24 protein-coding genes and 1 tRNA gene are annotated in these 26,434 nt (G+C 35.5%); 20 read left to right on the forward strand and 5 right to left on the reverse strand.

Features of this window, described 5'->3' with window-relative positions; translation table 11 throughout:
* Positions 1-24: 24 nt before the first annotated feature.
* The 5 genes from gmk to lnt all read left to right on the forward strand — a co-directional run bounded on the left by gmk (position 25) and on the right by lnt (position 5,200).
* Positions 25-588 (forward strand): guanylate kinase, encoded by a 564-nt coding sequence (gene gmk / locus Q73A0000_RS09950; RefSeq protein ID WP_193810819.1) that lies wholly within the window; start codon positions 25-27, stop codon positions 586-588.
* A complete protein-coding gene (locus Q73A0000_RS09955; protein WP_193810820.1) occupies positions 585-1,316 on the forward strand; it encodes an NAD(P)-binding domain-containing protein in 732 nt (243 codons plus the stop codon). The genes gmk and Q73A0000_RS09955 overlap by 4 nt, the downstream gene beginning before the upstream one ends.
* Positions 1,317-1,319: 3 nt before the next feature.
* Positions 1,320-2,339 (forward strand): quinolinate synthase NadA, encoded by a 1,020-nt coding sequence (gene nadA, locus Q73A0000_RS09960; RefSeq protein WP_193810821.1) that lies wholly within the window; start codon positions 1,320-1,322, stop codon positions 2,337-2,339.
* A gap of 676 nt (positions 2,340-3,015) precedes the next feature.
* The gene (folB, locus tag Q73A0000_RS09965) at positions 3,016-3,375 is read left to right on the forward strand and encodes a dihydroneopterin aldolase (protein WP_193810822.1); all 360 of its coding nucleotides are present in this window, start codon (positions 3,016-3,018) and stop codon (positions 3,373-3,375) included.
* A gap of 163 nt (positions 3,376-3,538) precedes the next feature.
* Positions 3,539-5,200, forward strand: coding sequence for an apolipoprotein N-acyltransferase (gene lnt / locus Q73A0000_RS09970; protein WP_193810823.1), 1,662 nt, complete (start codon positions 3,539-3,541; stop codon positions 5,198-5,200).
* 420 nt (positions 5,201-5,620) lie between these two features.
* Here the strand turns inward: lnt and Q73A0000_RS09975 are convergent, their stop codons facing one another.
* Positions 5,621-7,741 (reverse strand): helix-turn-helix domain-containing protein, encoded by a 2,121-nt coding sequence (locus tag Q73A0000_RS09975; protein ID WP_193810824.1) that lies wholly within the window; start codon positions 7,739-7,741, stop codon positions 5,621-5,623.
* 282 nt (positions 7,742-8,023) lie between these two features.
* Here Q73A0000_RS09975 and Q73A0000_RS09980 point away from each other — a divergent pair, with 282 nt between their 5' ends.
* On the forward strand, positions 8,024-8,482 hold the full coding sequence (locus Q73A0000_RS09980; protein WP_193810825.1) for a hypothetical protein: 459 nt from the start codon (positions 8,024-8,026) through the stop codon (positions 8,480-8,482).
* Positions 8,483-8,511: 29 nt separating this feature from the next.
* Here Q73A0000_RS09980 and Q73A0000_RS09985 read toward each other — a convergent pair whose 3' ends face one another.
* Positions 8,512-9,039 carry a gamma carbonic anhydrase family protein gene (locus Q73A0000_RS09985; RefSeq protein WP_193810826.1) on the reverse strand — a complete coding sequence of 176 codons (528 nt, stop codon included), beginning with the start codon at positions 9,037-9,039 and terminating at the stop codon, positions 8,512-8,514.
* 186 nt (positions 9,040-9,225) lie between these two features.
* Here Q73A0000_RS09985 and Q73A0000_RS09990 point away from each other — a divergent pair, with 186 nt between their 5' ends.
* The gene (locus Q73A0000_RS09990; RefSeq protein WP_193810827.1) at positions 9,226-10,104 is read left to right on the forward strand and encodes a NifU family protein; all 879 of its coding nucleotides are present in this window, start codon (positions 9,226-9,228) and stop codon (positions 10,102-10,104) included.
* Between the two features lie 178 nt (positions 10,105-10,282).
* On the forward strand, positions 10,283-11,311 hold the full coding sequence (hemH, locus tag Q73A0000_RS09995) for a ferrochelatase (RefSeq protein ID WP_193810828.1): 1,029 nt from the start codon (positions 10,283-10,285) through the stop codon (positions 11,309-11,311).
* A gap of 42 nt (positions 11,312-11,353) precedes the next feature.
* Here hemH and Q73A0000_RS10000 read toward each other — a convergent pair whose 3' ends face one another.
* From Q73A0000_RS10000 to Q73A0000_RS10010, 3 genes are all read right to left on the reverse strand, one after another.
* Positions 11,354-12,565: a type IX secretion system plug protein domain-containing protein gene (locus Q73A0000_RS10000; protein WP_193810829.1), complete on the reverse strand. Its 1,212-nt coding sequence runs from the start codon at positions 12,563-12,565 to the stop codon at positions 11,354-11,356.
* Between the two features lie 176 nt (positions 12,566-12,741).
* Positions 12,742-13,863 carry a 3,4-dihydroxy-2-butanone-4-phosphate synthase gene (ribB, locus tag Q73A0000_RS10005; RefSeq protein WP_193810830.1) on the reverse strand — a complete coding sequence of 374 codons (1,122 nt, stop codon included), beginning with the start codon at positions 13,861-13,863 and terminating at the stop codon, positions 12,742-12,744.
* 321 nt (positions 13,864-14,184) lie between these two features.
* Positions 14,185-15,195, reverse strand: a complete 1,011-nt coding sequence (locus Q73A0000_RS10010; RefSeq protein WP_193810831.1) for an LLM class flavin-dependent oxidoreductase — start codon at positions 15,193-15,195, stop codon at positions 14,185-14,187.
* A gap of 156 nt (positions 15,196-15,351) precedes the next feature.
* Here Q73A0000_RS10010 and Q73A0000_RS10015 point away from each other — a divergent pair, with 156 nt between their 5' ends.
* The 12 genes from Q73A0000_RS10015 to Q73A0000_RS10070 all read left to right on the forward strand — a co-directional run bounded on the left by Q73A0000_RS10015 (position 15,352) and on the right by Q73A0000_RS10070 (position 26,340).
* Entirely contained in the window at positions 15,352-16,728 is a 1,377-nt protein-coding gene (locus Q73A0000_RS10015; RefSeq protein WP_193810832.1) for a DUF4403 family protein, read from the forward strand.
* A 30-nt stretch (positions 16,729-16,758) separates the two neighbouring features.
* Complete coding sequence (locus Q73A0000_RS10020; protein ID WP_193810833.1) at positions 16,759-17,268, forward strand: RDD family protein; 510 nt, start codon at positions 16,759-16,761, stop codon at positions 17,266-17,268.
* Between the two features lie 48 nt (positions 17,269-17,316).
* Positions 17,317-17,387: transfer RNA gene (locus Q73A0000_RS10025), tRNA-Cys, on the forward strand.
* Positions 17,388-17,541: 154 nt separating this feature from the next.
* Positions 17,542-18,828 (forward strand): DUF389 domain-containing protein, encoded by a 1,287-nt coding sequence (locus tag Q73A0000_RS10030; RefSeq protein ID WP_193810834.1) that lies wholly within the window; start codon positions 17,542-17,544, stop codon positions 18,826-18,828.
* A 205-nt stretch (positions 18,829-19,033) separates the two neighbouring features.
* On the forward strand, positions 19,034-19,621 hold the full coding sequence (locus tag Q73A0000_RS10035; RefSeq protein ID WP_193810835.1) for a YMGG-like glycine zipper-containing protein: 588 nt from the start codon (positions 19,034-19,036) through the stop codon (positions 19,619-19,621).
* A gap of 55 nt (positions 19,622-19,676) precedes the next feature.
* Positions 19,677-21,299 (forward strand): LIC_10190 family membrane protein, encoded by a 1,623-nt coding sequence (locus tag Q73A0000_RS10040; RefSeq protein WP_193810836.1) that lies wholly within the window; start codon positions 19,677-19,679, stop codon positions 21,297-21,299.
* A gap of 54 nt (positions 21,300-21,353) precedes the next feature.
* Complete coding sequence (gene aroC / locus Q73A0000_RS10045) at positions 21,354-22,427, forward strand: chorismate synthase (protein WP_193810837.1); 1,074 nt, start codon at positions 21,354-21,356, stop codon at positions 22,425-22,427.
* Positions 22,428-22,691: 264 nt separating this feature from the next.
* Positions 22,692-23,294, forward strand: coding sequence for a thioredoxin family protein (locus Q73A0000_RS10050; protein ID WP_193813698.1), 603 nt, complete (start codon positions 22,692-22,694; stop codon positions 23,292-23,294).
* A gap of 174 nt (positions 23,295-23,468) precedes the next feature.
* The gene (locus Q73A0000_RS10055; protein ID WP_193810838.1) at positions 23,469-24,020 is read left to right on the forward strand and encodes a TlpA family protein disulfide reductase; all 552 of its coding nucleotides are present in this window, start codon (positions 23,469-23,471) and stop codon (positions 24,018-24,020) included.
* Positions 24,021-24,094: 74 nt separating this feature from the next.
* On the forward strand, positions 24,095-24,436 hold the full coding sequence (locus tag Q73A0000_RS10060) for a YkvA family protein (RefSeq protein WP_317174242.1): 342 nt from the start codon (positions 24,095-24,097) through the stop codon (positions 24,434-24,436).
* Positions 24,437-24,866: 430 nt separating this feature from the next.
* Positions 24,867-25,775: a tRNA (adenosine(37)-N6)-dimethylallyltransferase MiaA gene (gene miaA / locus Q73A0000_RS10065; protein WP_193810840.1), complete on the forward strand. Its 909-nt coding sequence runs from the start codon at positions 24,867-24,869 to the stop codon at positions 25,773-25,775.
* A gap of 4 nt (positions 25,776-25,779) precedes the next feature.
* On the forward strand, positions 25,780-26,340 hold the full coding sequence (locus Q73A0000_RS10070) for a thioredoxin family protein (RefSeq protein ID WP_193810841.1): 561 nt from the start codon (positions 25,780-25,782) through the stop codon (positions 26,338-26,340).
* Positions 26,341-26,434 lie beyond the last annotated feature (94 nt).

A 26,434-nucleotide genomic window follows, 5' to 3' on the forward strand; every position in this document is an offset into this window, starting at 1 on the left:
TCTCTCTCAAAAATTTAAATATCAATGAATAAAGTTATCATATTCTCAGCGCCCTCCGGAAGTGGAAAAACCACTCTTGTTAAACATTGTTTGGAGCATTTTTCTGACCTGGAATTTTCAATTTCATGTACGACCAGAAATGCAAGAGGCGAGGAAAAAAACGGTATTGATTACCATTTTATTTCACCTGAGGAATTTAGAGAAAGAATTGCAGCAGAAGCATTTGTTGAGTTTGAAGAAGTTTATACCGACAAATATTACGGAACTTTAAAATCGGAAGTCGAAAGAATTTGGGCCAACGGGAAAGCCGTTATTTTCGATGTCGATGTCATAGGAGGAATTTCTCTTAAAAAATATTTCGGTGACAAAGCCCTTTCTATTTTCATTATGCCACCATCGGTTGCCGCTTTAGAATTAAGATTGATTGCAAGAGGAACCGATGATTTAGAAACCATTCACACCCGTGTTGCAAAAGCGACTGAAGAAATTTCATTTAAGAATGAGTTCGACGAAATCGTTGTGAATGATCAATTGGAAGTTGCTAAAGTTGATGTCAATAATTTAATTACTCAGTTTTTGAAATCATGAGAATTGCCATTATCGGTTGCGGTTGGGTTGGAGAAAGATTAGCCAAATATTTGACTGGTAAAAATTATCATGTCATCGCCACCACCACTTCACCCGAAAAAATAATTGCCTTAGAAAAAGTCGCGACTGAAGTTCATTTGCTCGACTTTAATTCGACGATTGATTTTGGGTTTTTAGATCATGTCAATGTTGCCATTTTCAGCATGCCGATTTCAAGAAATGGCTGGCATCAGGGTTTTGAAAAACTCGATCAACAATTTCCCAAAACCATCCTTTTCAGTTCCACCGGAATTTATCCACAAGAAGACAAAATTTTCACTGAAAACGATACCGATCATTTAAGAACCGATATTCTGGCTTCAGAAAATTTAGTCAGACAGAAATATCCGCAAACCAATATTTTACGCTTTGGTGGATTAATGGGCGACGAACGTTTATTAAAAAATATGTTTAAAAACAGACAACCGGAAAACCCTAGTAAACCAACCAATTATATTCATTACGAAGACATTCTACCGATTGTTGAATTAGTTCTTCATTCAGAAATAAAATCCGAGACTTATAATATTGTCGCGCCAAAACATCCTTCCATAGCAGAAGTGTTGAATTTAGAAAGTCAAACTAGTGACGACAACAAAACCGAAACTAAACAACGAATCATTTCTTCAGAACATTTGATTCAAGATTTTAATTATACATTTATACATCCCAATCCTACATATTTTTAATCAATGAGCACAGCAAATTTAGATAAAGCAAAATCGAACCTTCCGGTAAGAGGGTTTTTAAAAATAGATGACCTCATCATTCCACAAGGCGAAGATTTGGTAAAGGCCATTTTGGATTTAAAGAAAGAAAAAAACGCCGTTATTCTGGCGCATTATTACCAACCCGCAGCCATTCAGGATATCGCCGATTATTTGGGAGATTCACTCCAGTTAGCGCGTGCTGCAAAAGATACCGATGCTGACATGATCGCTTTTTGTGGCGTTCATTTTATGGCAGAAGCAGCGAAGATTTTGAACCCAACGAAGAAAGTTGTTCTTCCTGATACGCAAGCCGGCTGTTCACTGGCAGATGGTTGTAGTGGCGAAGGTTTGCGTGCGATGCGTGAGAAATATCCGAATGCATTAATTGCGACTTACATCAACTGTAACGCCGAAACAAAAGCAGAATCAGATATTATCGTGACAAGTTCCAATGCCGAAACGATTATTCGATCTTTGCCAGATGACCGACCAATTATTTTCGCACCGGATAAAAATCTAGGGAAATATTTAATAAAGAAAACCGGTCGCGACATGATTCTCTGGGACGGAAGTTGTATCGTTCACGAAGCATTTTCTATGGAAAGAATCGCCCAGCAAATGGCCGATAATCCACACGCTAAATTGATCGCACATCCCGAAAGTGAAACGCCAGTTTTGGACTTGGCCCATTTCGTTGGCTCCACTTCTGCGCTTTTAAATTTTGTCGAAAAAGACGACGCTCAGGAATTCATCGTAGCGACTGAAGAAGGAATTCTACACGAAATGCAAAAACGCGCTCCACATAAAAAATTAATGCCTGCCTTGGTTTTCGACGAATCTTGTAATTGTTCAGAATGCTTTTACATGAAAAGAAACACGCTGGAAAAACTCTATCTCTGCATGAAATACGAATTACCAGAAATCACCATGGACGAAGAATTACGATTGAAAGCCTTGAAACCGATTGAAGCAATGCTGGCACTTTCGACTACGATTAAGTAGCGAGTTGATGAGTATTTGAGTATTTGAAATAAATAAGATTTTGCTTATTTCAAAACTGAAAGCCTCTTGTCTCCTATCTCAGAATCTCTAATCTATTTTGGGCAATCTTTTTTCGCCAACGCTAAACCCTTTCAGCCTTTGAAAGGCTGAAAGGGTTTTCCAAAGCAAAAAAAGCCGGGCTGTCCGTTGCAATTCCTCGCGCCAACGCTCATTCCAACGCTTGCTGTGGGATTTCCACTTCCATCGCTATTGCGGGAGTGCGTTTTTGAGTAGATGGATGGTTGAGCAATTGAACTGAAGAATCATCAATAGGAACGGTTATTATCATTCTGAGTATCTAAAAAAACAGATGAGAAATTGGAATGATCAATAGGAAATTCTATGATTATTCTCAATATCGAAGAAGACAGATTAGGAATTGAAATCATCAATAGGAACGGGCTTTAGCCCGTTTAATAAAAAGGAAAATCAATTGGCTTTAGCCGAAACTTATTTTTAAACATTAAGGTATTAAGGACAATTAAGATTAACGAAACTAACCTCTTGTCATCATATATAAAAATAATGCCTTTGCTAAGTGAAACGCCCCTGCCTGCCGGCAGGCAGGTTTGTGACCGTAATTTATGCAGCATAACATATTAAATCTTTGCGTCTTTGCGTTAAAAAAAATTAAAAAATGACTTCAAAAATAATTATAGAAGACCTCAAAATCTACGCTTATCACGGTGCTCTTCCGGAAGAAACGCTTATCGGAACTTACTATCTTCTCAATGTAGAAGTTCATGCAGATTTATGGAAAGCCGTGGCAACCGATGATTTGAATGATACCATTAACTACGCCGAAATCAACGAAATTATTCACAATGAAATGAAAGTTCCGTCGAAGTTGATGGAACATGTTGCAGGCAGAATTTTGAAAAACATAAAATTAAAATTCAACCAAGTTTCCTTTATTAAAATCAGAATCACCAAAACCAGTCCACCAATGACCGGCGAAATGCACGGCGTAAGTGTGGAAATCGAAAATCAATTTTAATCTTTAAACCGCAAAAGTGGTAAAAGATAAATGCGAAAAAAAGCCACGAATTCACGAATGAAATTATATTAAAAAAAAATCGTGGATTCGTGGCAAAAAATTTCAAATCAAACTCAGAGTCATAATCGTTAACTTTGAAAATTAAATACGTTTTAAGAAACCTATGAAATACATTATACTTTCCTTACTCTCAGCGGTATTGCTGAGTATTTCCTGGCCCACTTACGGAATTCCGTTTTTTATATTTTTTGCGCTCGTTCCTTTATTAATCATTGAACACGACATTTCTAAATTTTCAAAAATCAAAAGAAAAGGCTGGACTATTTTCGGACTCAGTTTCCTCTGTTTTGTAATTTGGAATATCGTAACAACCGGTTGGTTATACGGCGCCAAAAATCCCGACGGCACGCATTCTTTACTTGCGGTCGTCTTTCCAGTAATATTTAATTCTCTATTATATTCGTTTATTTTTCAATGTTACCATTGGTACAAAAATGCACAAGGAACTTATTTCGGACTGGTTTTCTTTGTAGCCATTTGGATGGTTTGGGAAAAACTTCATTTGAGTTGGGAACTGACGTGGCCGTGGTTAAATTTAGGAAATGTGTTTGCCGATTATCCGCAACTGATTCAGTGGTACGATACCTTCGGAGCGACTGGCGGAAGTTTCTGGATTCTCCTGGTGAACATTTTTGCTTTCTACACTTTACGAATTTGGGAAGCTGGCAGAAAACAAAAATCATTAATTATCAACTCCTCCGTTCTTATTGCAGGAATTGCTTTACCAATGTTAATTTCAGTGGTAAAATATAAAAACTTCGATTTAAAACCAATCGGATCGGTTAACGTTTTAATGCTACAACCGGAATTGAATCCATACACCGAGAAATATTCTAAAGACAGTTTAACTATTTTAAATGACTTGCTTACTTTAGCCGAAGTAAATTCAAAAGGGCAAATCGATTATTATATTGGTCCTGAAACGTCACTTCCTGGCTTTGGATCTATTTCAGAAACCGGCTTTGAGGACAGTGAACTTTTAAATAAGACGAAAGAATTTTTAACAAAACATCCGAAATCTGTGTTTGCAACCGGAATTTCGTCGCACCGTTTTTATCCTAATGCAAGTGAGAGATCAAAAACTGCTTATCAAACTTCACAAGGAATGTATGTGGACAGTTATAATTCTGCCGTTCAAATTATTCCGAATCAAAAAGTAGAAGTTTACCACAAAGGAAAATTAGTTCCGGGCGTTGAGATCTTCCCTTATATCAGTGTACTAAAACCACTTCTGGGTGAAGCGATGTTGAATCTCGGCGGAACAACTGCTTCCCTTGGAATTGATGAAGAAAGAAAAGTGTTCAACAATCCTTTTAACAAAGGGAAAATGGCACCGATTATTTGCTACGAAAGTATCTACGGCGAATTCGTGACGGACTATGTGAAAAAAGGCGCGAACTTTTTAGGAATCATGACGAACGATTCTTGGTGGGGCGTAACGCAAGGCCACAAACAACTTTTGGCTTATGCCAGAATGCGCGCCATCGAAACGAGACGTGAAATTGCGAGATCTGCCAACAGTGGGATTTCTGCGCATATCGATGTAAAAGGTGATATTTTAGAAGACACGCTTTACGGCGATAAAACCGCTCTTTTTGCAAAAGTTGATTTGTATGACCATCAAACTTTTTACGTCCGAACGGGCGATATATTTTCAAGATTATGCATCTTCGTTTTTGGCTTCCTGGTATTTTACACTTTAATTAAAAAATTTCAGAATAGAAAGCCGCAAGAACCGATGAAGAAGATTGTGATTAAAAGGTAAAAGAAATGAACCACAAAAGGCACAAAAGTAAAGTGACTAAATAACTTTTTAAAGAGCAAAAAAGGAGACTTCCTATTTATTTTCTGAGCATCTCTGAATAAAATTAATTTCTTCGTTACGTTTTAATGATCAAAATTGATGGCTTTATGAACTTTCAAAAGCATTATTTTCACTTTAATAATAATTAAACTTTGTGACTTTTGTGGTTTATTTTTTCCACATCAATCACATTAGTTTTTAGTCCAATTTCAAGATTACATTAGTTTCAGTGCAGTTCAATTTTGTATAGGAAATCCTAATGAACTTAATTCCTTCATTAATTCTCAATGGTAAAATATAATGATTTTGTGAACTTTCAAAAGTATTATTTTCACTTTAATGATCATAAAACTTTTGTGACTTTTGTGGTTTAATAATCTCTTATTTAGACTTCTTATTCGTAAAGTGATTCAGCAACAAACGGATTTCATTGAATTCGAAATCGTTAGGCAAAGCTTTTTTCCAATCGTTTAACGTTTCGTGCGGACCTTTCTTAAATTCTTTTTCAAAGGTTTTGATTTTCTCTTTGTCAAAAATCCTGGTGATATCCAATAATCCCTGTTCTGCGAATTTGGCTAAATGTCCATAAATAGTTTCGGTCACCAAACCTCTTTCTTTAGCGATTTCAGGAATAGTTTTTCCGTCTTCAAACAATTGGAAAGTTAAAATATGAGAAGGGATTTTGGCTACTTTCGTAGAAATCGCAATATTATTTTCCTGGTTAAAAAGTGGTGCTTCCAGCAAATGAACTTTCTTTAAATCATTCAAGTAATCTTCTAAATCATCCAGAAAAACGCGGAAATCTTCGTTGTATTCTTTCAGTCCTTTTGTTCCTTTATTCTCAGAATAGAAATCGAGCAACGGTTGAAATATTTCTAAATTGACTTTGGTAAAAAAGAAATTTACCGCGCCTTTTGCTTTGGTTTCAATCTCCGTCCATTCCTCATCACCATTGATAAACTTATGCGTTTTCTGAACCATGATTCTTTCAAACTTTTGATAAACCTCTCCGAAATTTGAAATCTTCGGTTTAATACTTTGGTACAAAAATGTTGCTTTGCTTTTGTCAAGTGCTTTGCTGGTTTTTGTGGATTGATACCACTTCTCCAGAGATTGTCTGAACCACAAGCAATCCAAACTGCTGATTACTTTTTTAATGCTGTAATCGTATTTTTCTGCCTGAAGAATTTCTTCTACTTTTTCGTTGGCGTTGGTTTCATCCTGAAATTTAGAAACTCTGCGATCCGCAAAAATAACATTCGGAGTGATTTTGGATTTTAAAACAATTCCTTCTAAAGTTCGGCAACGGGAAAGCGCTACATAAACCTGTCCGGAAGCAAATGATTTTCCAGCATCAATAATCAAACGGTCGAACGTTAAACCTTGCGATTTATGAATGGTTACCGCCCAAGCCAAACGAATCGGATATTGCTGGAAACTTCCCAACACATCTTCGGTGATATTTTTTTCTGCATCTAAGCCATATCTTTTCTGTTCCCACGTTTCTTTTTTGATGGTAAAAACTTCATCGTCACCATCGATGAGCACGGTAATTTCCTTATCATTTAAACTCATCACTTCGGCCAACTTTCCGTTGAAATATTTTTTGTCGGCACTGGCATCATTTCGAATAAACATGACCTGTGCACCAACTTTCAACTGAAGTTCTTCTTCGTTAGGATATTGATTTTCATTAAAGTTACCTGTAATATCTGCTTTGAAGAAATACGGTTTCCCCTTTAACTCAGCGATTTTTTTCTGATTGATTTCGTCCGCCATTCTGTTGTGAGAAGTCAGATAAACGTAAGGTTCATCTGTTGGTTCAAAATCGGGAATATATCTTTCGTTTAAAGTATCAAAATCGACGTCACCTACTTCCCCATCTCGGATATCATTAAGAATATCCAAAAACTTTTCATCTGTTTGACGGTAAACTGTGGTTAGTTCGAGCGTAATTAAAGGCATTTCCTTTAAAGCGTAACTCTCGAAGAAAAAAGGCGATTTATAATATTGTCCTAAAAAATGTTCATCTCTTACAACTGGTGGAAGTTGGTACAAATCACCAATAAATAACATTTGAACGCCACCGAATTTCTGCTGATTCCGACGAACAAATCTTAGAGAGAAATCCATCATATCCAACACATCAGCACGCAACATGGAAACTTCATCAATGATAATGATTTCAATTTCGCGCAAAAGTTTGAGTTTGTCTTTTCGGTATTTAAAGTGCTGCATCAAATCAGCAATATTGTTCCCTAAATTGCTGTCGATTCGATCTGTTGTTGGAATAAAAGTTCTCAAAGGAAGTCCGAACATCGAGTGAATCGTAACGCCACCAGCATTAATTGCAGCAATTCCTGTTGGAGCCACAACGATATGTTTCTTCTTGGTTTTTTTTACAAATTCATTAAGAAAAGTCGTTTTTCCGGTCCCGGCTTTCCCGGTTAAAAAGATACTTCGGTTGGTATGTTCGGCTAAATTAAAGAGAGATTGGTCCATTGGTCAAATTTAAGAAAATTGAATACAATTACCATAGCGAAAAGTTTTGCACCCGAATTAAAATTTATTTATGCCACGAATACACGAATTTTATTTTGATGCAATTATTCTTTTTAACAGTTTGAAATAATTTCTTTTGACTCTCCGTTGTTGAAAGAGTACGATTATAAATCATTCGTGGCATTTATTCGCACAGAATTATTTTTACCTGGAGACAAAATGCTTTGAGGCAACATCCCAAAAAAAGACTGTACTTTTGTAAAGTAAAATAAAATAGAGAATATGAAGAACTTACTGATTATTGCAATTTCAGCTTTAACGCTGGTCTCGTGTTCCTCGAAAAAAGGAATTGCTGATGAAGAAACTTTACCGAAAGATATTGCGCTAAAACCAGACAATCAGTTTTCACAGGACGAGGAGCAACTGCAAATGAAAAACCTCATCACCAAAATTGATTCATTAATCAGCACCGAAACCTGTTCCGATGCGACTGAGTGGAAATTCACCGCGATTGGTGCTAAAGCTTGTGGCGGACCAAGTTCTTATATTGCATATCCCACCAAATTAGAAAATGAGATTCTACCGAAAGTAACACAGTTCACTTCGATGCAAAGTGCCTTTAACACTAAATATAAAATCATGTCCGATTGCGCTATGGTTCTTCCTCCGACGGAAATTAAATGCGAAGACGGAAAAGTAGTCTTAGTTGGTGATCAGCCAGAAAAAAAAGAAGCTGAATAAAATCCAACTTCTTTCTCTATTATTTCTATTTACAAACTGATACTTTCTTTATACCAGGAAGAATATTTAACGTAATTATTGGCGATTCTGTTTACTTCTCCTTCCAATAATTCAGTGGACATATCTTTAATTTTGCGTGCTGGAGCTCCCGCCCAAACTTCACCAGATTTAATATGCGTTCCCTGAGTGACCACCGAACCGGCACCAACAATCGAGTTGCTTTCTACCAAACAATCATCCATCACAATTGCGCCCATTCCGATTAAAACATTATCATGAATTGTGCAACCATGAACGATTGCGTTATGTCCGATGGAAACATTATCACCAATTACGAGTGGGAATTTTTCGTATGTACAGTGCAACATCACATTATCCTGAACATTCACTTTATCGCCCATTTTAATATAATTCACATCACCACGAATGACTGCGTTATACCAGATACTGCAGTTTTCACCCATGGTTACATCACCAATAATAGTTGCTGTTTCTGCTAAAAAAGTATCGTTTCCGATTTGTGGAGTTTTTCCTAAAAGTTCTTTTACAAGTGCCATGCTAATTTATTTAATATGATAATGTGCTAATTTGATAATCCTATAATCAATATTGCAAATTTTAAAAATTTATTTTGATAAATCTCATCAATCTCAACTGATATTACTCATTGATAGGGTCTAAAACATCAATAAGGAAATCTAATTTGTTATCCGTATTTTTGTACTCAAATTTAGTAAAATAAAATGAGACCAATTATTATAGAGCCAACAGAAAACCCAAAAGTGATGAAGTTTGTAGCCGATTACAACTTGATTCCCGGTTCTCTGGAACTCGACCGAAATTCTGACATTAAGGAAATCCCTTTAGCTCAGGAACTTTTCAAATATCCTTTTGTAGAAAGAGTTTTCATAACGGCCAACTTTATTGCTGTTGCGAAACAAGATGGTGTTGACTGGGAAAATCTGGTTGAACCTTTAAAAACCGTTATTGTTGATGAATTAGAGGCGAACCCAAGAATTTATCTTCAGAAGAAAAATGATGAATATCTGATTTATGCAGAAATGACTCCCAATCCAATGGTGATGAAATTCGTTTCTAATAAAGCATTAATGGATGGTTTCATCGAAGTTAAATCCCGTGAAGAAGCAGGTGAAGTTCCTTTAGCAAAAGCTATTTTTGATGAATATGATTTTGCTAAAGAAGTATTTATTTCAGATAATTTCGTTGCAATTACCAAAAACGTATCTGTTGAATGGCATGAAGTAATGGTTACGGTTAGAGCATTTGTATCAGATTATCTTCAAAATGGTGGTGCTGTTTCTAATGTAGCTCCACAGAAACATGAAAGTCCGGCAGCGGGAATCATGAACAGAGAATATACGGAAGACGAACAGAAAATTTCTGATATTTTAACTGAATATGTCGCTCCAGCGGTAGAAGGTGACGGTGGAAAAATATCGTTAATGGAATATGACGCAGAAACGAAAACTGCTAAAATGTTATTGCAAGGTGCGTGTTCTGGTTGCCCAAGTTCTACAGCTACTTTAAAAGGTGGAATTGAAAATATTCTGAAACAGTTTTTACCTGAATTGGTAGAGAAAGTGGAAGCGGTGAATGGTTGATAGTTGATAGTTGATAGTTGATAGTTGAAGATGGAAAAAAATCTTTAATTGTTGCTATTAAAAATATAACAGGGATGCGCCCCGACTTGAACGGAGCTCTTTTTATAAATCCCGCTTTCGCGGGAATTATAAAAAAGCGGGAGTGGAAGGCGGAAACAGGCGCCCAAATAAAAAATACATGTCAAAAAAAGGAATTTTATTAGTTAATCTTGGGTCACCACGATCGACGAAAGTTGAGGATGTTAGGGAGTATCTGGATGAGTTTTTAATGGATGAAAAGGTGATTGATTATCGCTGGTTTTTCCGAACATTGTTGGTACGTGGGATTATTTTGAATACGCGTCCGAAAAAATCTGCTGAAGCCTACAAAACAGTTTGGACGGATGAAGGTTCGCCTTTAATTTTCATAACAGAAAGAATTAAAAAGAAACTCGAAAAGATTATTGATGTTCCCGTAGAAATCGGAATGCGTTACGCTGAACCAAGCATTGAAACTGGAATCAGAAAACTGACGGAACAAGGCGTTACGGAAATCGTTCTCTTCCCACTCTATCCGCAATATGCGATGAGCACAACGGAAACAGTGATCGACAAAGCAGAAGAGGTGCGCAAGAAACATTTCCCTGATATTAAAATTAATTACGTTCAGCCTTTTTATAACCGTGAAATCTATATCGATTGTTTAGCAGAAAGTATCCGCGAGAAATTACCGGAAACTTTTGATGCTTTGCAGTTTTCTTATCACGGAGTTCCGGAAAGACATATTTTTAAAACCGATCCAACCAAAACCTGTAATCTAAACGACTGTTGTTCTCGAGATAGTAATCCGAGTCATCAGTTTTGCTACAGACATCAGTGTTTCAAAGTGACGGAAGAGGTGATCAAGAAATTAAATTTACCCAAAGAAAAAGTGATGGTTACTTTCCAGTCCCGTTTAGGAAATGACAAATGGATGGAACCTTACACAGATACAACTTTGGAAGGTTTAGGTAAAAAAGGAATTAAAAACCTGGCAATTGTTTGTCCGGCTTTTGTATCTGATTGTTTAGAAACTTTGGAAGAAATTTCAGTGGAAGGTAAAGAACAGTTTATGCATGGTGGTGGTGAAACCTACAATTACATTCCCTGTTTAAATGATGAAGACCGTTGGATTGACGTGGTGAAAACTTTGTGCGAAGAGAAATTGCACGAGTTTTATTTGGTGTAAAAACATATTGACCTTTAAGAAATCTTGAAGGTCTTTTTTTATCTATCTCACCGGCGTTCTAAACTCACCATAAGCCAACAAGCCATCGTAACTTCTACCGAAAGGTTGGTAATATAAAAAGGCTTGATACAAATTTTCTGTCTGCCAGAAATTACCGTTTATTTCTCCTAGATTCAAAGTTCCATCAGCATTTTTGGTAGCTAAAACATAGTTGTAGAATCCCTGTTTTAAATAGATTTTTGCGATATATTTTTTTGCAGTTTCATCATAAATCATCTGGTTTTCTTTAGTCGCTTTAAAGTCGTTAAAACCACCAACGACATAAATTTCTTTATTGGTTTTTTCTGAATCTAAAGAGAAAGTGACCCAAGAGTAATCCGCTTCTCTTTCCGCATTTCTTTCAATACCCAAATCATTTCTACGGAAATAATAAGCGCCATTCACGTCTGGCTGATATTGATAATTCATTGGGAACGCCCAAACTGAGTGAAGATACGTATAATTCACACCATCTACATTTTCTGACTGAGCGACCATATCAAATGGCTGATTCATATTCTTATTATCAAAATAATAAAATTCGTTATTACCCGGAAAGACCAAATTCATTTGTTGAAAAAGAATTTTATTACCCAGCGAAGAACTTTGTTTTTGATTATAAACGCCCATGTTCCAGTTATTATTTTGAATGACATTTAATGTCAAAGAATTGAGATTAGAACTCATCGCCGAACTGTTTCCAATCGCCTGCACTTCTACTCTTTGGTTGATGTTTGGATTTCTCGCATCCGAAGTTCGGGTAACATTTACACCCACATTTGCACCATCTTCTACCACACAAAATCTTTTAGTGAAAAGTGGTTTACTCGCTGAATCCTGATAAACAACCAATTCAAAATTACCGGAAATCTTCGGCTGAATCTTATCGTTCGGGAACGTCAATGTGTAATTGGTATAAGCCTGCAAAGTATTGAACGAATATTGAAATTGGTCAATCATTCCATTTAAACTTCCATTCGCGAATTCGGTGAAAAACAAACCATCATCTTTCCAATTACGGTCAAAATGTTTTAACGTGTATCGGTAGATATTACTGGAATTCGACAAATCATCAAAACGCAAAATCAACTGTTCATTAAAACCGATAACCGGCGTTTCGTCATTGGTTTGCGGATTGAACATTTGAACGCTGCGAATATCCTGTGCAAAGAAAAATGCACTGAAACACAAAAGGAAAGATTGTAAATATTTCATTGATACGAAGATAACAATTTTTGGTGAGGTGATGAGTTATTGATACGATGATTTGCTGATTAAAAAGAAAACCCTTTCAGCCTTTGGAAGGCTGAAAGGGTTTAGCGTCGGCAAAAAAAATTGCCCAAAATATTCAGTGCCTTACTTGGCTCTTTTACCTTTTTACTTGGCTCTTTCTACAGTTCAACCATTTCGGTTACTTCCACATCATAACCACCTACCAAAGGTTTTTGGCTAGTATTTTGGGTAATAACTCTAAATTTATTGATCCCCAAATTCTTTAAGATCTGAGTTCCAATTCCGTAGTCGTGGAAATTAGAAGCCAAAGTTGGACGCTTTTCCTGACCATCCTGGAAATCCAAAAACTGCTGCAATTTGCGCATCGTGTTTTCAGAATTCGAAACATTATTAATAAAAATAATCGCTCCTTTTCCTTCCGCATTAATCATCGACGTTACTTTTTCAAGCAATGGTTTTTCACCTGTAGTCAATCTGCTCAAAACATCGAAATAAGAATTTGAAGCCTGAACTCTTACTAAGATCGGTTCATTTTCCGCCCATTTTCCTTTCGTTAAAGCGAAGTGAATTTGGTCCGTACTCGTTTCTTTAAAAGCAAAAAAGTCGAATTCACCGTAATGGGTTTTTACTTTTCTTTCTTCCAAACGCTCAATTAAATCTCCTTTTCTCAATTGGTATTGAATTAAATCTTCAATAGAAACCAATTTCAAATCATGCTTTTTTGCCAATTCATACAACTCTGGAAGTCGCGCCATAGAACCATCATCATTCATAATTTCGCAAATAACACCACCTTCTTGAAGTCCAGCTAATTTGGTCAAATCAATTGCAGCTTCAGTATGTCCGGCTCTTTTCAAAACTCCGCCTTTCTTCGCACGCAACGGGAAAATATGTCCCGGACGCATAAAATCAGTTGGTTTTGTATTTTCATCCATCAAGGCTAAAATCGTTTTACTTCTATCGCTCGCCGAAATTCCTGTAGAAACTCCTTCCCCCAACAAATCCACAGAAACCGTAAAAGCCGTTTCTTTCGGATCGCTGCTGCGCGTCACCATAATATCAAGGCCAAGTTCATCACAACGCTTTTCAGGAAGTGGTGTACAAATCAAACCTCGTCCGTGAATGGTCATAAAATTGATAATTTCCGGCGTAGTTAATTCCGCCGCAGAAAGAAAATCTCCCTCATTTTCACGGTTTTCATCATCAACAACGATGATTATTTTTCCGTTTTTTAGATCCTCAATCGCTTCAGGAATCGTATTAAGTTGAATATCTGACATTTTACTTTTAGATTTTTGCAAAGATACTGAGTTTTAACGCAACCGACAATTCTAATTTGGGCGTCTGTTTCCATCTGAATTTGTCCTGAGCTTGTCGAATGGCTCCCGCTTTTTTGGGTTTTCTGCCTTGGCTTCGTCCTTTTCAAAGAAACCCCAAAAGGAGCTCCGTTCAAGCCGGGAGGCGAGTTACGGCATTTGTATAAATTTCAGTTTAATTAAGTTAGAGAAATACTTTTAACTGCACATTTTTTTTATGACCATCTGATTTACAAATAATATTGTCAATATTTTAAAGCTTGACATGGTTCTACAGAAGTTAAATTATAATAACGAATCATTTAGTTCATCAACTGCATTTCTAAAGATTTCATAAGATTTCAATCGTGCTTCATTTTCATAAATATGAGAAGTAATCATAAGTTCATCAACTCTAAACAGTTTTTGAAACTGGTCTATTTCTTTTTTTACCGATTCTTTGCTTCCAACAAAACGATAACGTAACATATTCAAGACGTGGGCTTTCTCCATAGGATTCCAAACTTCGTCCATATCATCAACTGGCGGAGAATATGGTTTCCTGTCATTTCTGATAATATTGATAAATGCCTGATAAAGTGTTGTTGCTAATTTATTTGCTTCCTGATCAGTTTCGGCAGCAATTCCATTCACGCAAGCAATGATATAAGGTTTAGGGAAATGATTGCTCGGTTTATAATTTTCACGATAAATCTCAAAAGCAGCGGCCATCAGTTCTGGTGCAAAATGTCCAGCAAAAGCATAGGGCAAACCCAATTCTGCTGCGAGCCACGCACTATCAGTACTCGATCCTAAAATATAAATTGGGATATCGCAACCTTCACCCGGAATTGCTCGAACTAAACTTTCAGAATTTTCAACAGAAAAGTATTTTTGAAGCTCGTGAATTTGCTGAGGAAAGTGTTGATTAATATTCATTGGATTTCTACCCAATGCTTTAGCGGTTAAACCATCAGTTCCAGGCGCTCTTCCCACACCGAGATCAATTCTGTTTGGAAATAAACTTTCCAGTGTTCCAAACTGTTCGGCAATAACGAGTGAACTGTGATTTGGCAACATTATTCCGCCAGAACCAACTCGTATTTTTTCAGTTCCATTTGCAATAAAACCTATTAATACTGAAGTCGCAGAACTTGCAATACTTGCCATATTGTGATGTTCGGCGAGCCAAAACCTTTTATAATCTAACTTTTCTGCAAATCTTGCTAATTCTAAACTGTCATTAAAAGTATCGTGAATGGTTTTGTTTTGTCTGACCGGCGCTAAATCCAGTACAGAAATTTCAAATTTTTTCATAGTTATAAGGTACGAAATCCAATTTATTTTTCAAAATATATTCAGTTTAAAGAATCGATAGGTCTTATCGATTTGAAAAATTTTTAATCTTGGATTATATTTTTGCCTGCATTATGCAAATTTTATGCAAATTTGCGTTTCACTGAAAATATAAAAATGCGAAACTTTCTTATACTATTCATTCTACTTTTTGGTTCGAAAATATTTTCCCAACAAATGGGTGAGAATTCATCAGTCCCCGTTTATAATTTTCCAAAAATAAAATCATCGATCTCGATGCCGGTTAAAATTCCGTTAGCTGAAATCGGAAATATTATTAATAATTCGGTGCCGACTTTAATTTTTCAAGATGATTCTTATACCGATAATGACAATGATCAGTTCAAAGTAAAAGTCTGGAAAACGCGTCCAATTCGGTTAGTTGGTGGAACAAAGCAAAATTTACTTATCGAAGTTCCTTTAAAAATATGGGCAGAAAAAGGAATCGGAACATTGGGACTTTATAATTATCAAAGCACGACTTTTGAGACCGTGATGTATTTTAATACACAGCTCTCTTTTAATAATAACTGGACGATGGTTACCAAAACTTCGCCGATGGGCTTTAAATGGGTGACAAAACCAGTGCTCGATTATGGAAGAATAAAAGTTCCAATCACTTCATTAGTTGAATCAAGTTTGAAAAAACAACAAGCGGACTTTTGTAAAACTATCGATGATATGATGTTGGATCAACTGAACTTTCAACAATATGCGATTATGGCGTGGAATCAATTTTCAGAGCCATTTCAGGTTTCTGAAGAATATAATACTTGGTTGAAAATCACACCTATCAGCATTAATATTACACCACTCGTTTTTTACGGAAATCGAATAGATGCTAATATCGGGATTGATACTTACTCAGAAACTTTTACCGGAAGAAAACCTGGCTCTTCACCTTTGATAAAAACAGTTGCTAATTTTAATTCTGTACAGCAACTTCCGCAATCTTTTTTATTGCAAACTACCGTGAATATTCCTTTCAGTGAAGCGACCGCTATTGCTGAAAAAATGTTTTTAGGAAAAGAATTTGATTTTAGAGAAGGGAAGTCGAAAGTAAAAATAACCTCAATTAATGTTTACGGAGAAGATGACCGAATCATCATCGAAGCACAGACAGAAGGTGCAATCGAAGGAACTTCTTTCATCACTGGAATTCCTGTTTACGATGAATTGAAAAGAAAAATTGTTTTATCTGACACGAAATTTAAATTGAAAACAAAAAACATTTTGTATAAAACGGCAACGCTTTTATTTCAAAGGAAAATCGTAAAAATGATTGAAGATGAATATGGAATTCCGACCGCGGAACTCGAAGATTCGTCCAGGAAAAGTATCGAAGAAACCTTTAACAAAGAATATTACAAAGGTTTAAAGATGAAAGGAAAAGTATTTAAATTAACCCCGTCAAAAATCATTCTAAATCCTTTCGGAATTACAGCAGTGATTGACACACAAGCACAATTAGAGCTTTTGGTAAAGGGAATGTAATGAATTAAAATAAAAACTAAAAAAATTGATATGGCAAGAGTTTTACAAGTTGTTGAAAGACATAAAGCAGATAAAGGGTATCGCTTTCTAAATTACATCATTGACCTCGCATTTGCAATGGTCATTATTTGGGCCTTGATCCTGGCGTTTGTATTGGCAAAATATTTTATTATGGGCGCAGATATCGAACAGTCCATCGATCAGATTTCAGATATGAATCCATTAATCGATCGTATCGGAACAGTTTTAATGTGTTCGTTCATCTTATTTCTAGTGGAGAAATTCAGTAACGGAAGAAGTTTAGGTAAATTAATCACGGGAACTAAAGTGGTAAAAGCTGATGGAAGTGAATTAACGACGGATGATTTACTCAAAAGAAATTTCACACGCGCAGTTCCTTTTGACCAGCTTTCATTTTTGGGAAACAGCGGCTGGCACGACAACTGGTCGAATACCCGAGTGGTTAGAGTGAAGGACTATGAGCTTGCTAGAAACATGCAAAATGACATCGAAAGTCTTGGTATTAAAGAAAATATTTAATTTTATTTCTCTTAAAAAATAAAAAGTCCTATATTTGCAATCCCAAATGGTTCTTTGGCCGAGTGGTTAGGCAGTGGTCTGCAACACCATCTACAGCGGTTCGAATCCGCTAGGAACCTCTAAAACCCTATTAATCTGCTCGTAAGATTTTTAGGGTTTTTCTTTTTTAATAAAGATTCTGGGAATTATATAGCTGAAGTTCAATGTTTTCAATCAGTCGCTTTAAATCTTACTTTTATTTTCTACATTTGTTTTAACTACTAATTGCGAATAATGAATAATTATTTTAATCTTCATCTCGGTGAAGAAGAAAAAGAGAAGGTCTTGACGAATATTCACAGCAGCATTTCTTTTTCTGGTGCAAATGTCTGGATTTTGGCGTGTGCAATTATGATTGCATCTGTCGGTTTGAATGTAAATTCTACCGCTGTGGTCATTGGTGCAATGCTTATTTCCCCCTTAATGTCTCCTATCGTTGGAGCAGGATTCGCTTTGGCTATGTTTGATTTTGCTCTTTTAAGAAAGTCCTTAAAAAACCTTTTGATTTCAACATTAGTGGGATTAGCAGTCTCGTTAATCTATTTCTTATTAAGTCCTTATAAAGAAGCACAATCGGAAATTCTCGCGAGAACATCACCGAATATCTATGATGTTTTAATTGCCTTTTTTGGTGGATTAGTCGGTGTAATTGCAGTAACGAGAGTCGAAAAAGGAAATCCAATTCCAGGTGTTGCGATTGCGACTGCCTTGATGCCGCCACTTTGTACTGCCGGTTATGGATTAGCAACTGGTAATTTTTCTTTTTTTGGTGGTGCACTTTTTCTCTATGCCATCAATTGTGTTTTTATTTGCATTGCGACTTACTTTATTGTGAAATTATTAAAATATCCTTCAGTCGGTTTTGTAGATGCGAAACGGGAGAAAAAGGTAAAAATCTGGATTACGGTTATTACTATTTTAATGATTGTACCAAGTGTTTTCTTTGCTTACCAGTTTATTCAACAACAACGTTTTCAGGAAAAAGTAAAATTGTACGTTCAGAAAGAGTTTGAATCGAAAGGAAACATAATTGTTTATCAAAAAACAAATTATACTTCTCCTGCCACACCACGAACAATTGAACTGGCCTTTTTAAATCGGAAATTTACTACAGGACAAATTGAAGATGAAAATAAAAAACTGATCAGCCTGGGACTACCAAATACCAAATTAATTATCCGTCAAGACAGTGCTTTTTTAGCAGATGCTTCCGCAAAAAAAATCGCCAATAATGAAATCGATGATGCACGCAGCAATTTGATTTCTGACCTCAATGCCAAAGTTGACAGATATTCTTTTCAAACGGAAAATTTATACAAAGAAGCTTCGTCAATTTTTCCAGATCTAACTTCAATCTCTTTAGCCAAGCCAGAAATGTTTACAAAAACAGACTCTACCAAAGTGATTCCTGTTGCTTTTTATCAAAGTGAAAAACCGTTTACCAAAGAGAATGAGGAAACATTAAGACAATGGCTTAAAGCAAAGTTGAAAGTAGATACCATTGAAATTTTTAAACGATAGTTTGAAAAAACCAATTATCTTCAAAAGAATCCAATATTTTAAAAATACGGTATTAACTACAAATCAAATGATTACAATTAATCTTTAACACCTGTTAAAGAATTAACATTTCATTAACACTTGATTGGTTTCGTTTTTGGAGAGAATATTATCAGAAAGATTACTTGTTAATCTCCTTTTCAAAAACGTATTAAAATTAAACATTATGAAAGCAACTACTTCAACACCTCAAACAAATAGAAAGACTTTTTCTTTTAAAACTCTTTTTTTAACAGGAGCGGTAGCAGCGATGACGTTGACTGCATGTAAGAAAGACAATACCGTAGCTGAAAAATCATTAGACCAACAAAAAATCGAATTTCAACAAAGACAACTTGAAATTGAGCAGCAAAAATTAGCCATCGAAAAAGAAAAAATGGCTTATGAAACTCAAAAGAAAGTGGATAGTATTGCTGAAAGAAAACAAGCGATTGCGGCACAACCAAAACCGCAAGTTATTAGAGAGACTAAAACAGTTTACGTAAATAATACTCCTAGACAAAATTCTTCTTCAGGTTCAAATTCAGGATCTTCTCAAGGAAGTAATCAAGGTGTAGCCCAGAAACAAGGTATGAGTAAAGCCGCAAAAGGAACCATTATTGGTACCGTAGGTGGAGCAGCAGCAGGAGCAATTATCAGTAAGAAAAACCGTGGCTTGGGTGCAGTAGTTGGCGGTGTTGTCGGTGGAGCAACTGGTTATACCATCGGTAGAGCTGGCGACAGAAAAGACGGTCGAGTTCAACCAAGAAATTAAAAAATCACTTCATATATTATAGAAAAGATTGCTTATTTTTAAGCAATCTTTTTTTATGCTGTATATTTTATTGATGCTTATCTTGCTGTTGCCAACTCTAGCAGGTTTAGGAGCAATTTTCAAAAATATTTTCAGAGGCTTTCCTGATGGAATTGCTTTGCAAATTCTTACTGGAATTTTATTCACAACAATTACCTGGACCGTCCTTGCATTTTTTATTCCTTTAAATATCGTTGTGGAAGTGTCAACTTTATTAATCGGGATTTTCGCCTTCTTTTACTTTAAAGTTTATCTCCAATTTTGGGATTTTTTGTTGAAAAATAAAATATTATTTTTGAGTATTTCTTTACTGATTATTTTCTTTGGTTCTTATTATCCTTTTATTTTAGATCATTTTGGGTATTATGTACCGACCGTAAAATGGCTTTCAGAAGTTGGTCTGGTTCAAGGGATTTCAAATCTGGATTTACTTTTAGGACAAAATTCTTTTTGGCATATTTTCCAGGCTGGCTTTTCGAATTTCTCGGATCATTTTTTAAGGTTGAATGTTTTAATGCTGATCGTTTATTTGATTTACATTTTAGAAAATAAGTCGTGGATTCATTTCGTTTTCTTTCCAATACTATTTCTCTTTATACAATCCCCATCAGCAGATTTGCCTGTTATCGTCTTCTCATTAATCATTTTAAATGAAGTTTTTCTCTCCAATAAAAATACGGGATTTTTGTTTGCACTTTCGATTTTTGTTTTTGCCATAAAACCGACCATCATATGGTTGCCGCTATTTATCTTCTTGTACAGCGTTTTAATTTTAAAAAGCAATTACAAATTCCTTCTTGCGGGAACTGCAATTTTAATTCTTTTCCTTTTTAAAAACATTTGGACTTTCGGATTTCCAATATTTCCCGTTCAATTTTTCGATCTCGGATTATCGTGGAAACCTAATGCTGATTTATTACAGAACTCTTCCGAAATGGCGATAATGAAAACCTACGATATGCAATATTCGTTTGAAGAAATTCAACAGTTTTCAAAATTTGATTATATAAAAAACTGGTTGTTTCTGGACGGAATTAAAAGTGTAATTCATCTTTTATTTGTCTTAAGTTTAACGGTGTTTTTTGTTTTCTCCTTTATTAAAAAATCAAAATTAATCTGGATTCTTTTTATTTCAATTTTAATTAAAAGCATTTTAGTTCTTTTATTTTCAGCACAATATCGATTTTTCTTTGACGTATTTTTTGTGATATTCTTCGTTTTATTTTATCAAGTTTTATCGAAAAAATATTCGCTGCTCATTTTATCTATTTTATCAATTTTTATTGCAGGAGTTCTGTCATTCCCAGATTTAGTTAAATCCAATTTACCCAGTTTTAAACTCGGAAATTTCATGATTGGATTCAATAAAAATCAGTTTATTAAACCTTCTTATTTTGAATTAAATAAATATGAAACTCATCAAATCGGCAATCTTACATTTAATATTGTTGATGGTTACATTTTCAGTTTCGACACGCCGATTCCTGCGATTTCTCCGCAGTTTATTCAAGAAGATTTAGATGCCGGAATTTTCCCGCAACTAAAAGGCGAAACTTTAAAAGATGGTTTTACCTGGAGAAAAATTACGGCTGAGGAAAAAGAGAAACTAAAACTGATATTAAAAGATCTTTCTCTTTAAAAAAAATTAAGTTCATCAGCACAAAAAATCAACAATTACTCCTAACTTTGCTTCATGTTCAATTTAGGAAATTTTCTCACGCTCTCTACCTTTGGCGAAAGTCACGGCACAGCGTACGGCGGTATTATCACCAATTTTCCCGCAGGTTTAAATATTAATTTAGAAGAAGTTCAACATCAACTTGACCGACGGAAACCTGGTCAAAGTTCCATCGTAACTCAACGAAAAGAAAGTGATACGGTGAAGTTCCTTTCCGGGATTTTTGATGGAAAAACAACTGGAACTCCGATTGGTTTTATGATTGAAAACGAAAATCAGAAATCGAAAGATTACGATCACATTTCAAAATCTTATCGGCCAAGCCACGCAGATTTCACTTACGATCAAAAATTCGGAATTCGTGATTATCGCGGCGGCGGAAAATCTTCTGCGCGCGAAACCGTGAATTGGGTTGTTGCCGGAAGTATCGCAAAACAAATTCTACCCGCAAACGTAGAAATCAATGCTTATGTTTCTTCGGTTGGCGAAATTTTCTGTGAGAAACCTTACCAAGATTTAGATTTTTCTAAAACCGAATCTAATGACGTTCGTTGTCCAGACGCAGAAACTGCAGAAAAAATGATTGCGAGAATCAAAGAAATTAAGAAAGAAGGAAATACCATAGGTGGGACAATTACATGTGTCATCAAGAATTTACCTATCGGAATTGGTGAACCCGTTTTCGGAAAACTTCAAGCAGAGTTGGCAAAAGCAATGTTGAATATCAACGCCTGCAAAGGCTTCGAATATGGTAGCGGATTTTGTGGTGCAAAGATGACCGGCAAAGATCATAATGATTTATTCAACGAAGACTTCTCCACCAAAACCAATCTCTCTGGCGGAATTCAAGGTGGTATTTCCAATGGAATGGATATTTATTTCCGTGTTGCATTTAAACCTGTAGCGACAATTTTACGTCCACAAGATAGTTTTAATTCAGACGGCGATCCAATTATCGTTGAAGGAAAAGGCCGTCACGATCCTTGCGTTTTACCAAGAGCCGTTCCTATTGTTGAGAATTTTGCAGCCTTTGTGCTGGCAGATTTATTCTTGATTAATAAACTTCGCAAGTATTCCGAACCTCTTTAAAAATATAAATCTTTTAACTGCAAATCTAAGATTCACTAACTCCTTTGAAAAAGAATAAAAGTCAAAGTGGCAAAGGAAAAAGTCAAAGAAATACAACTGTTACTCTTTAAACGTTTTGCCCTCTTTTGATTCGCTTAATAAATAAAACTTTTGCCTCTTTTGCGGTAAAAAAAAATTAAAAGAAAACTCCTAATGTGATTTAGGTCACCTTCTAATAAAAGTATTATCCTGAAATTTGTATCAAATAAAAAAGAAATGAAATCAATGATTCAAGAAACCCAAACAATCGATAAAAAAGAAGAATTTAAAAATTACTGGCAAAATGCCATTCACTTCGATGAATATTTAAAAATCGCAGAAGAGCGTTTTCATAACAATCCCGATAAAAATGATGAACATCAGGAATATTATGAACTGGGTTTAACAAGAACCAACAGAACGGTAAAAACCTATAAAGTTGACGCAGAACAACTGCAAAAATTAGAATCCAAAAACTTTAATGGTAAAATTTTAATTATTTCTGAACCTTGGTGTGGTGATGCAAGTGCGACTGTTCCAGCAGTTTCTAAATTTTTCGAAGCAGCAGGAGTTGAAGTTAGAGTTTTCTTGAGAGACACTGACCTTTCATTAATCGACCAATTTCAAACCAATGGAACACAGTCGATTCCAAAAGTAATTATCGTGAATGATGATTTTTCGGTAAAAGCAGATTGGGGTCCGCGGCCAGAATTCGGAAATGATCTTTTGAAGAAATTCAAAGAAAATCCAGACACTTATCCAAGAGAAGAGTTCTACAACGATTTGCAAGTTTATTACGCGAAAAACCGTGGTAAAGATGCTATCGAAGAAATCATATCTTTACTGTAAATAATATTTAATTTTTTAACCGCAAAAGCACAAAAGACAACTGAGAAAAAGAGTTTTAGAAGGATACAGAATGTAAATTATCATTTTGGAAACTTCTGAACAAACTCTATTTACGTACCTTTTCGTATCTTTTGCGGTTAAAAAAGTAAACAAACTCTTAATCAAAACACAATAATGAAATTCCTAAAGAAGAACGCATTTTTCATTGTGGCTATGGCATTTTTGGCCGTGCTCTATCTTTTTCCGTCGGTAAAATTGAAGTTGAAGGATCTTTTTTTTCCAATTGCAGCCATCGAAAACGCCATCACTTTAAACGATGAAGATTACGACATTCAACTCAAAGGAATTAATGTTCCCGACACGAATCTTAAAGATTTAAAAGGCAAGAAATTAATTCTGCTTAATTTTTGGGGAACTTGGTGTCCGCCATGTCGCGAAGAATGGCCAACCATTGAAAAATTGTATCAAGCCAGAAAAGACAAGATCGATTTCGTGCTGATTGCCATGCAGGATAAAGAAGAAGATGTGATTGAATTTATGAAAAAAAATAATTATACCGCACCGGTTTACATCGCCGAAAGTCCGATTACCAATCATGTGTTACCGAAGGTTTTTCCGACTACTTTTTTATTAGATAAAAATGGAAGAATCCTTCTGAAAGAAGATGGTTCAAAAGACTGGAATTCCAAATCAACCAATGAATTCATCGATAATGTCACTCAGTAATTTTAACTAAAAATTACGAAATGATGGTATAGAATTTGCGAATTATATCGCGTTTTATAAATCACAACATGAAAATGAAAGTATCAAAAATTCAATTGGCTAAAGAGGCATTTAAGCATAAAGGTTTTATCGCAAAAATCCCTGTAATTATTCGGATGATAAAATCGGCAACTAAAAAAGGAGGTTACAAACCCCATTTAAAAGATGTAATTCTTCCCGGCTTAGTGTTAATTTACCTTATTTCTCCCATCGATCTAATTCCTGACTGGATACCAGTTATCGGTGTTTTAGACGATTTGGCATTGCTCACATTTGCAATTCCATTATTGGTAAGAGAAGCCGAAAAGTTTGTCGCTTGGGAAGCCGCCAATAAATCAGATGACCCAATGATTGAGGAAGCCGAAGTCATCGGATAATATCAAAAATTTAATACAGAACCGTTCTTGAAAAAGAGCGGTTTTTTTAGGAGGAGCATCAGGATTTTCGCTTCTTACAAAACCAGTCCCGCTTTCCGTTACAATTCCTCATTCCGCGCTCTCCGCCGCGCCGGATCGCGCCTCATTCCGGGATTTTCACTGCAATCGGGGCTAAAAACTTCAGATAGTTTGTTATTACAAGAAGTACCAACATAAAAAAAGAACAGTTTCAATTTTCATCACGAATATCAATCTGTGAAATCTGTGCGAGAAAATAAGATTAATAAATTGACAATCTATAATTTTAAACATTAAGGTATTAAGAATCATTAAGGAAAAAATTGCTGTACTATTTACCAATGTAAATCTTAATCTCTCTTAATACCTTAATGTTTGAATATAATTCAAAAAAAATCAGGAAATTTGCAGCGTGAAAAAACTCATCTCCATTATCGGAACAACAGGAATCGGCAAGACAAAACTCGCCATCGAAATCGCCAAACATTTCGAGACCGAAATTATTTCCTGTGATTCCCGACAGTTTTTTAAAGAAATGAACATCGGAACGGCAACACCTTCTGCAGAAGAACTGGCCGAAGTTCCACATCATTTTATTGGGAACCTTTCCGTTCAGGATTACTATTCCATCGGACAATATGAAAAAGAGGCTATTCAAAAAATCGAAGAATTATTTCAGAAACATGACGTTGTTGTTTTGGTTGGTGGAAGCATGATGTACGAAAAAGCCCTCATCGAAGGACTTCACGATTTACCCGAAGCCAACGAAGAAAACCAAAGGAAAGTCGAGCAAATTTTAGAAGAAGATGGAATTGAAAAACTTCAAAGTATTTTACAGGATTTAGATCCGGAATATTTTGATAAAGTGGACAAAGACAATCCGAGAAGATTATTCCGCGCAATTGATATTATCTGGCAAACCGGAAAAACGTATACCGCAAATATTTCAGAACAAATGAATCAGCGCGATTTTGAAGTGATTAGAATTGGTCTTCAAGCTCCACGCGAAACTATTTACGACAGAATCAATCAACGCGTAGATTTGATGGTAGAAAACGGTTTGCTGAAAGAAGCGGAATCTTTAATTCCTTTTAAAAATAATCTGGCTTTACAAACCGTTGGTTACTCCGAACTCTTCAAATATTTCGATGGAACCTGGACTTTAGATTTTGCTTTGGAAGAGATCAAGAAAAACTCCAGACGATTTGCAAAACGACAACTGACCTGGTACCGAAAAGAAGAAAACATCAACTGGGTAAATTTTGAAAATTCGGTGGAAGAATCGTTATCTTTGCTTCATACTTTAAATATCAAAAAATAATACAATGTCAAATACTCCTTCAAATATGCTCGCACTGGGAACCAAAGCACCTTTCTTTGAACTTCCAAATCCATCTGAAAGCAACGAAATACAAACCTTGGAAGATTTAAAAGGGGAAAAAGGAACGCTTGTTTTTTTCATGTGTAACCATTGTCCGTTTGTACTTCACACAATCGATAAAATAACCGAACTCTACGAAGATTATCAAGAACAAGGAATTGAATTCATCGCTATTAATGCTAACGACGTTGAAAAATATCCTGCTGATTCTCCAGAGAAAATGATTGATTTTCAAGTAGAAAGAAAATTCGATTTCCCTTATTTATATGACGAAAGCCAGGCAATTGCAAAAGCCTACGACGCTGCTTGCACGCCAGATTTTTTCTTTTTTGATGAAAAATTAGATTTAATTTACCGCGGACAAATGGATGATTCCAGACCGGGAAATAATAAAGAAATCACAGGTGAAGATTTAATTATCGCCTTCGAAAACTTATTGGCAGAAGCACCACAGGAGGAAATTCAAAAACCAAGTATGGGTTGTAATATCAAGTGGAAGGCTTAATAAGAGCCAAGTAAAAAGTAAAAAGAGCCAAGTATGATACAGATTACTTGGCTCTTTTTTATTTGCAACATTTTTCAACGATAAAATCTTTGAA

The organism is Kaistella flava (ex Peng et al. 2021) (genome assembly GCF_015191005.1).
In the GTDB taxonomy this organism is placed as follows: domain Bacteria; phylum Bacteroidota; class Bacteroidia; order Flavobacteriales; family Weeksellaceae; genus Kaistella; species Kaistella flava.

Bases quoted from the DNA above. Each gene is read 5' to 3' on its own strand.
- aroC (WP_193810837.1), top strand. From the start codon at position 21,354: ATGTTCAATTTAGGAAATTTTCTCACGCTCTCTACCTTTGGCGAAAGT.
- Q73A0000_RS10040 (WP_193810836.1), top strand. From the start codon at position 19,677: ATGCTGTATATTTTATTGATGCTTATCTTGCTGTTGCCAACTCTAGCA.
- Q73A0000_RS10020 (WP_193810833.1), top strand. From the start codon at position 16,759: ATGGCAAGAGTTTTACAAGTTGTTGAAAGACATAAAGCAGATAAAGGG.
- Q73A0000_RS10070 (WP_193810841.1), top strand. From the start codon at position 25,780: ATGTCAAATACTCCTTCAAATATGCTCGCACTGGGAACCAAAGCACCT.
- nadA (WP_193810821.1), top strand. From the start codon at position 1,320: ATGAGCACAGCAAATTTAGATAAAGCAAAATCGAACCTTCCGGTAAGA.
- Q73A0000_RS10060 (WP_317174242.1), top strand. From the start codon at position 24,095: ATGAAAGTATCAAAAATTCAATTGGCTAAAGAGGCATTTAAGCATAAA.
- Q73A0000_RS10010 (WP_193810831.1), bottom strand. From the start codon at position 15,195: ATGAAAAAATTTGAAATTTCTGTACTGGATTTAGCGCCGGTCAGACAA.
- hemH (WP_193810828.1), top strand. From the start codon at position 10,283: ATGTCAAAAAAAGGAATTTTATTAGTTAATCTTGGGTCACCACGATCG.
- ribB (WP_193810830.1), bottom strand. From the start codon at position 13,863: ATGTCAGATATTCAACTTAATACGATTCCTGAAGCGATTGAGGATCTA.
- Q73A0000_RS09975 (WP_193810824.1), bottom strand. From the start codon at position 7,741: ATGGACCAATCTCTCTTTAATTTAGCCGAACATACCAACCGAAGTATC.
- gmk (WP_193810819.1), top strand. From the start codon at position 25: ATGAATAAAGTTATCATATTCTCAGCGCCCTCCGGAAGTGGAAAAACC.
- Q73A0000_RS10050 (WP_193813698.1), top strand. From the start codon at position 22,692: ATGATTCAAGAAACCCAAACAATCGATAAAAAAGAAGAATTTAAAAAT.
- Q73A0000_RS10030 (WP_193810834.1), top strand. From the start codon at position 17,542: ATGAATAATTATTTTAATCTTCATCTCGGTGAAGAAGAAAAAGAGAAG.
- Q73A0000_RS09955 (WP_193810820.1), top strand. From the start codon at position 585: ATGAGAATTGCCATTATCGGTTGCGGTTGGGTTGGAGAAAGATTAGCC.
- Q73A0000_RS09980 (WP_193810825.1), top strand. From the start codon at position 8,024: ATGAAGAACTTACTGATTATTGCAATTTCAGCTTTAACGCTGGTCTCG.
- folB (WP_193810822.1), top strand. From the start codon at position 3,016: ATGACTTCAAAAATAATTATAGAAGACCTCAAAATCTACGCTTATCAC.
- Q73A0000_RS10000 (WP_193810829.1), bottom strand. From the start codon at position 12,565: ATGAAATATTTACAATCTTTCCTTTTGTGTTTCAGTGCATTTTTCTTT.
- Q73A0000_RS10015 (WP_193810832.1), top strand. From the start codon at position 15,352: ATGCGAAACTTTCTTATACTATTCATTCTACTTTTTGGTTCGAAAATA.
- Q73A0000_RS09990 (WP_193810827.1), top strand. From the start codon at position 9,226: ATGAGACCAATTATTATAGAGCCAACAGAAAACCCAAAAGTGATGAAG.
- Q73A0000_RS09985 (WP_193810826.1), bottom strand. From the start codon at position 9,039: ATGGCACTTGTAAAAGAACTTTTAGGAAAAACTCCACAAATCGGAAAC.
- lnt (WP_193810823.1), top strand. From the start codon at position 3,539: ATGAAATACATTATACTTTCCTTACTCTCAGCGGTATTGCTGAGTATT.
- Q73A0000_RS10055 (WP_193810838.1), top strand. From the start codon at position 23,469: ATGAAATTCCTAAAGAAGAACGCATTTTTCATTGTGGCTATGGCATTT.
- Q73A0000_RS10035 (WP_193810835.1), top strand. From the start codon at position 19,034: ATGAAAGCAACTACTTCAACACCTCAAACAAATAGAAAGACTTTTTCT.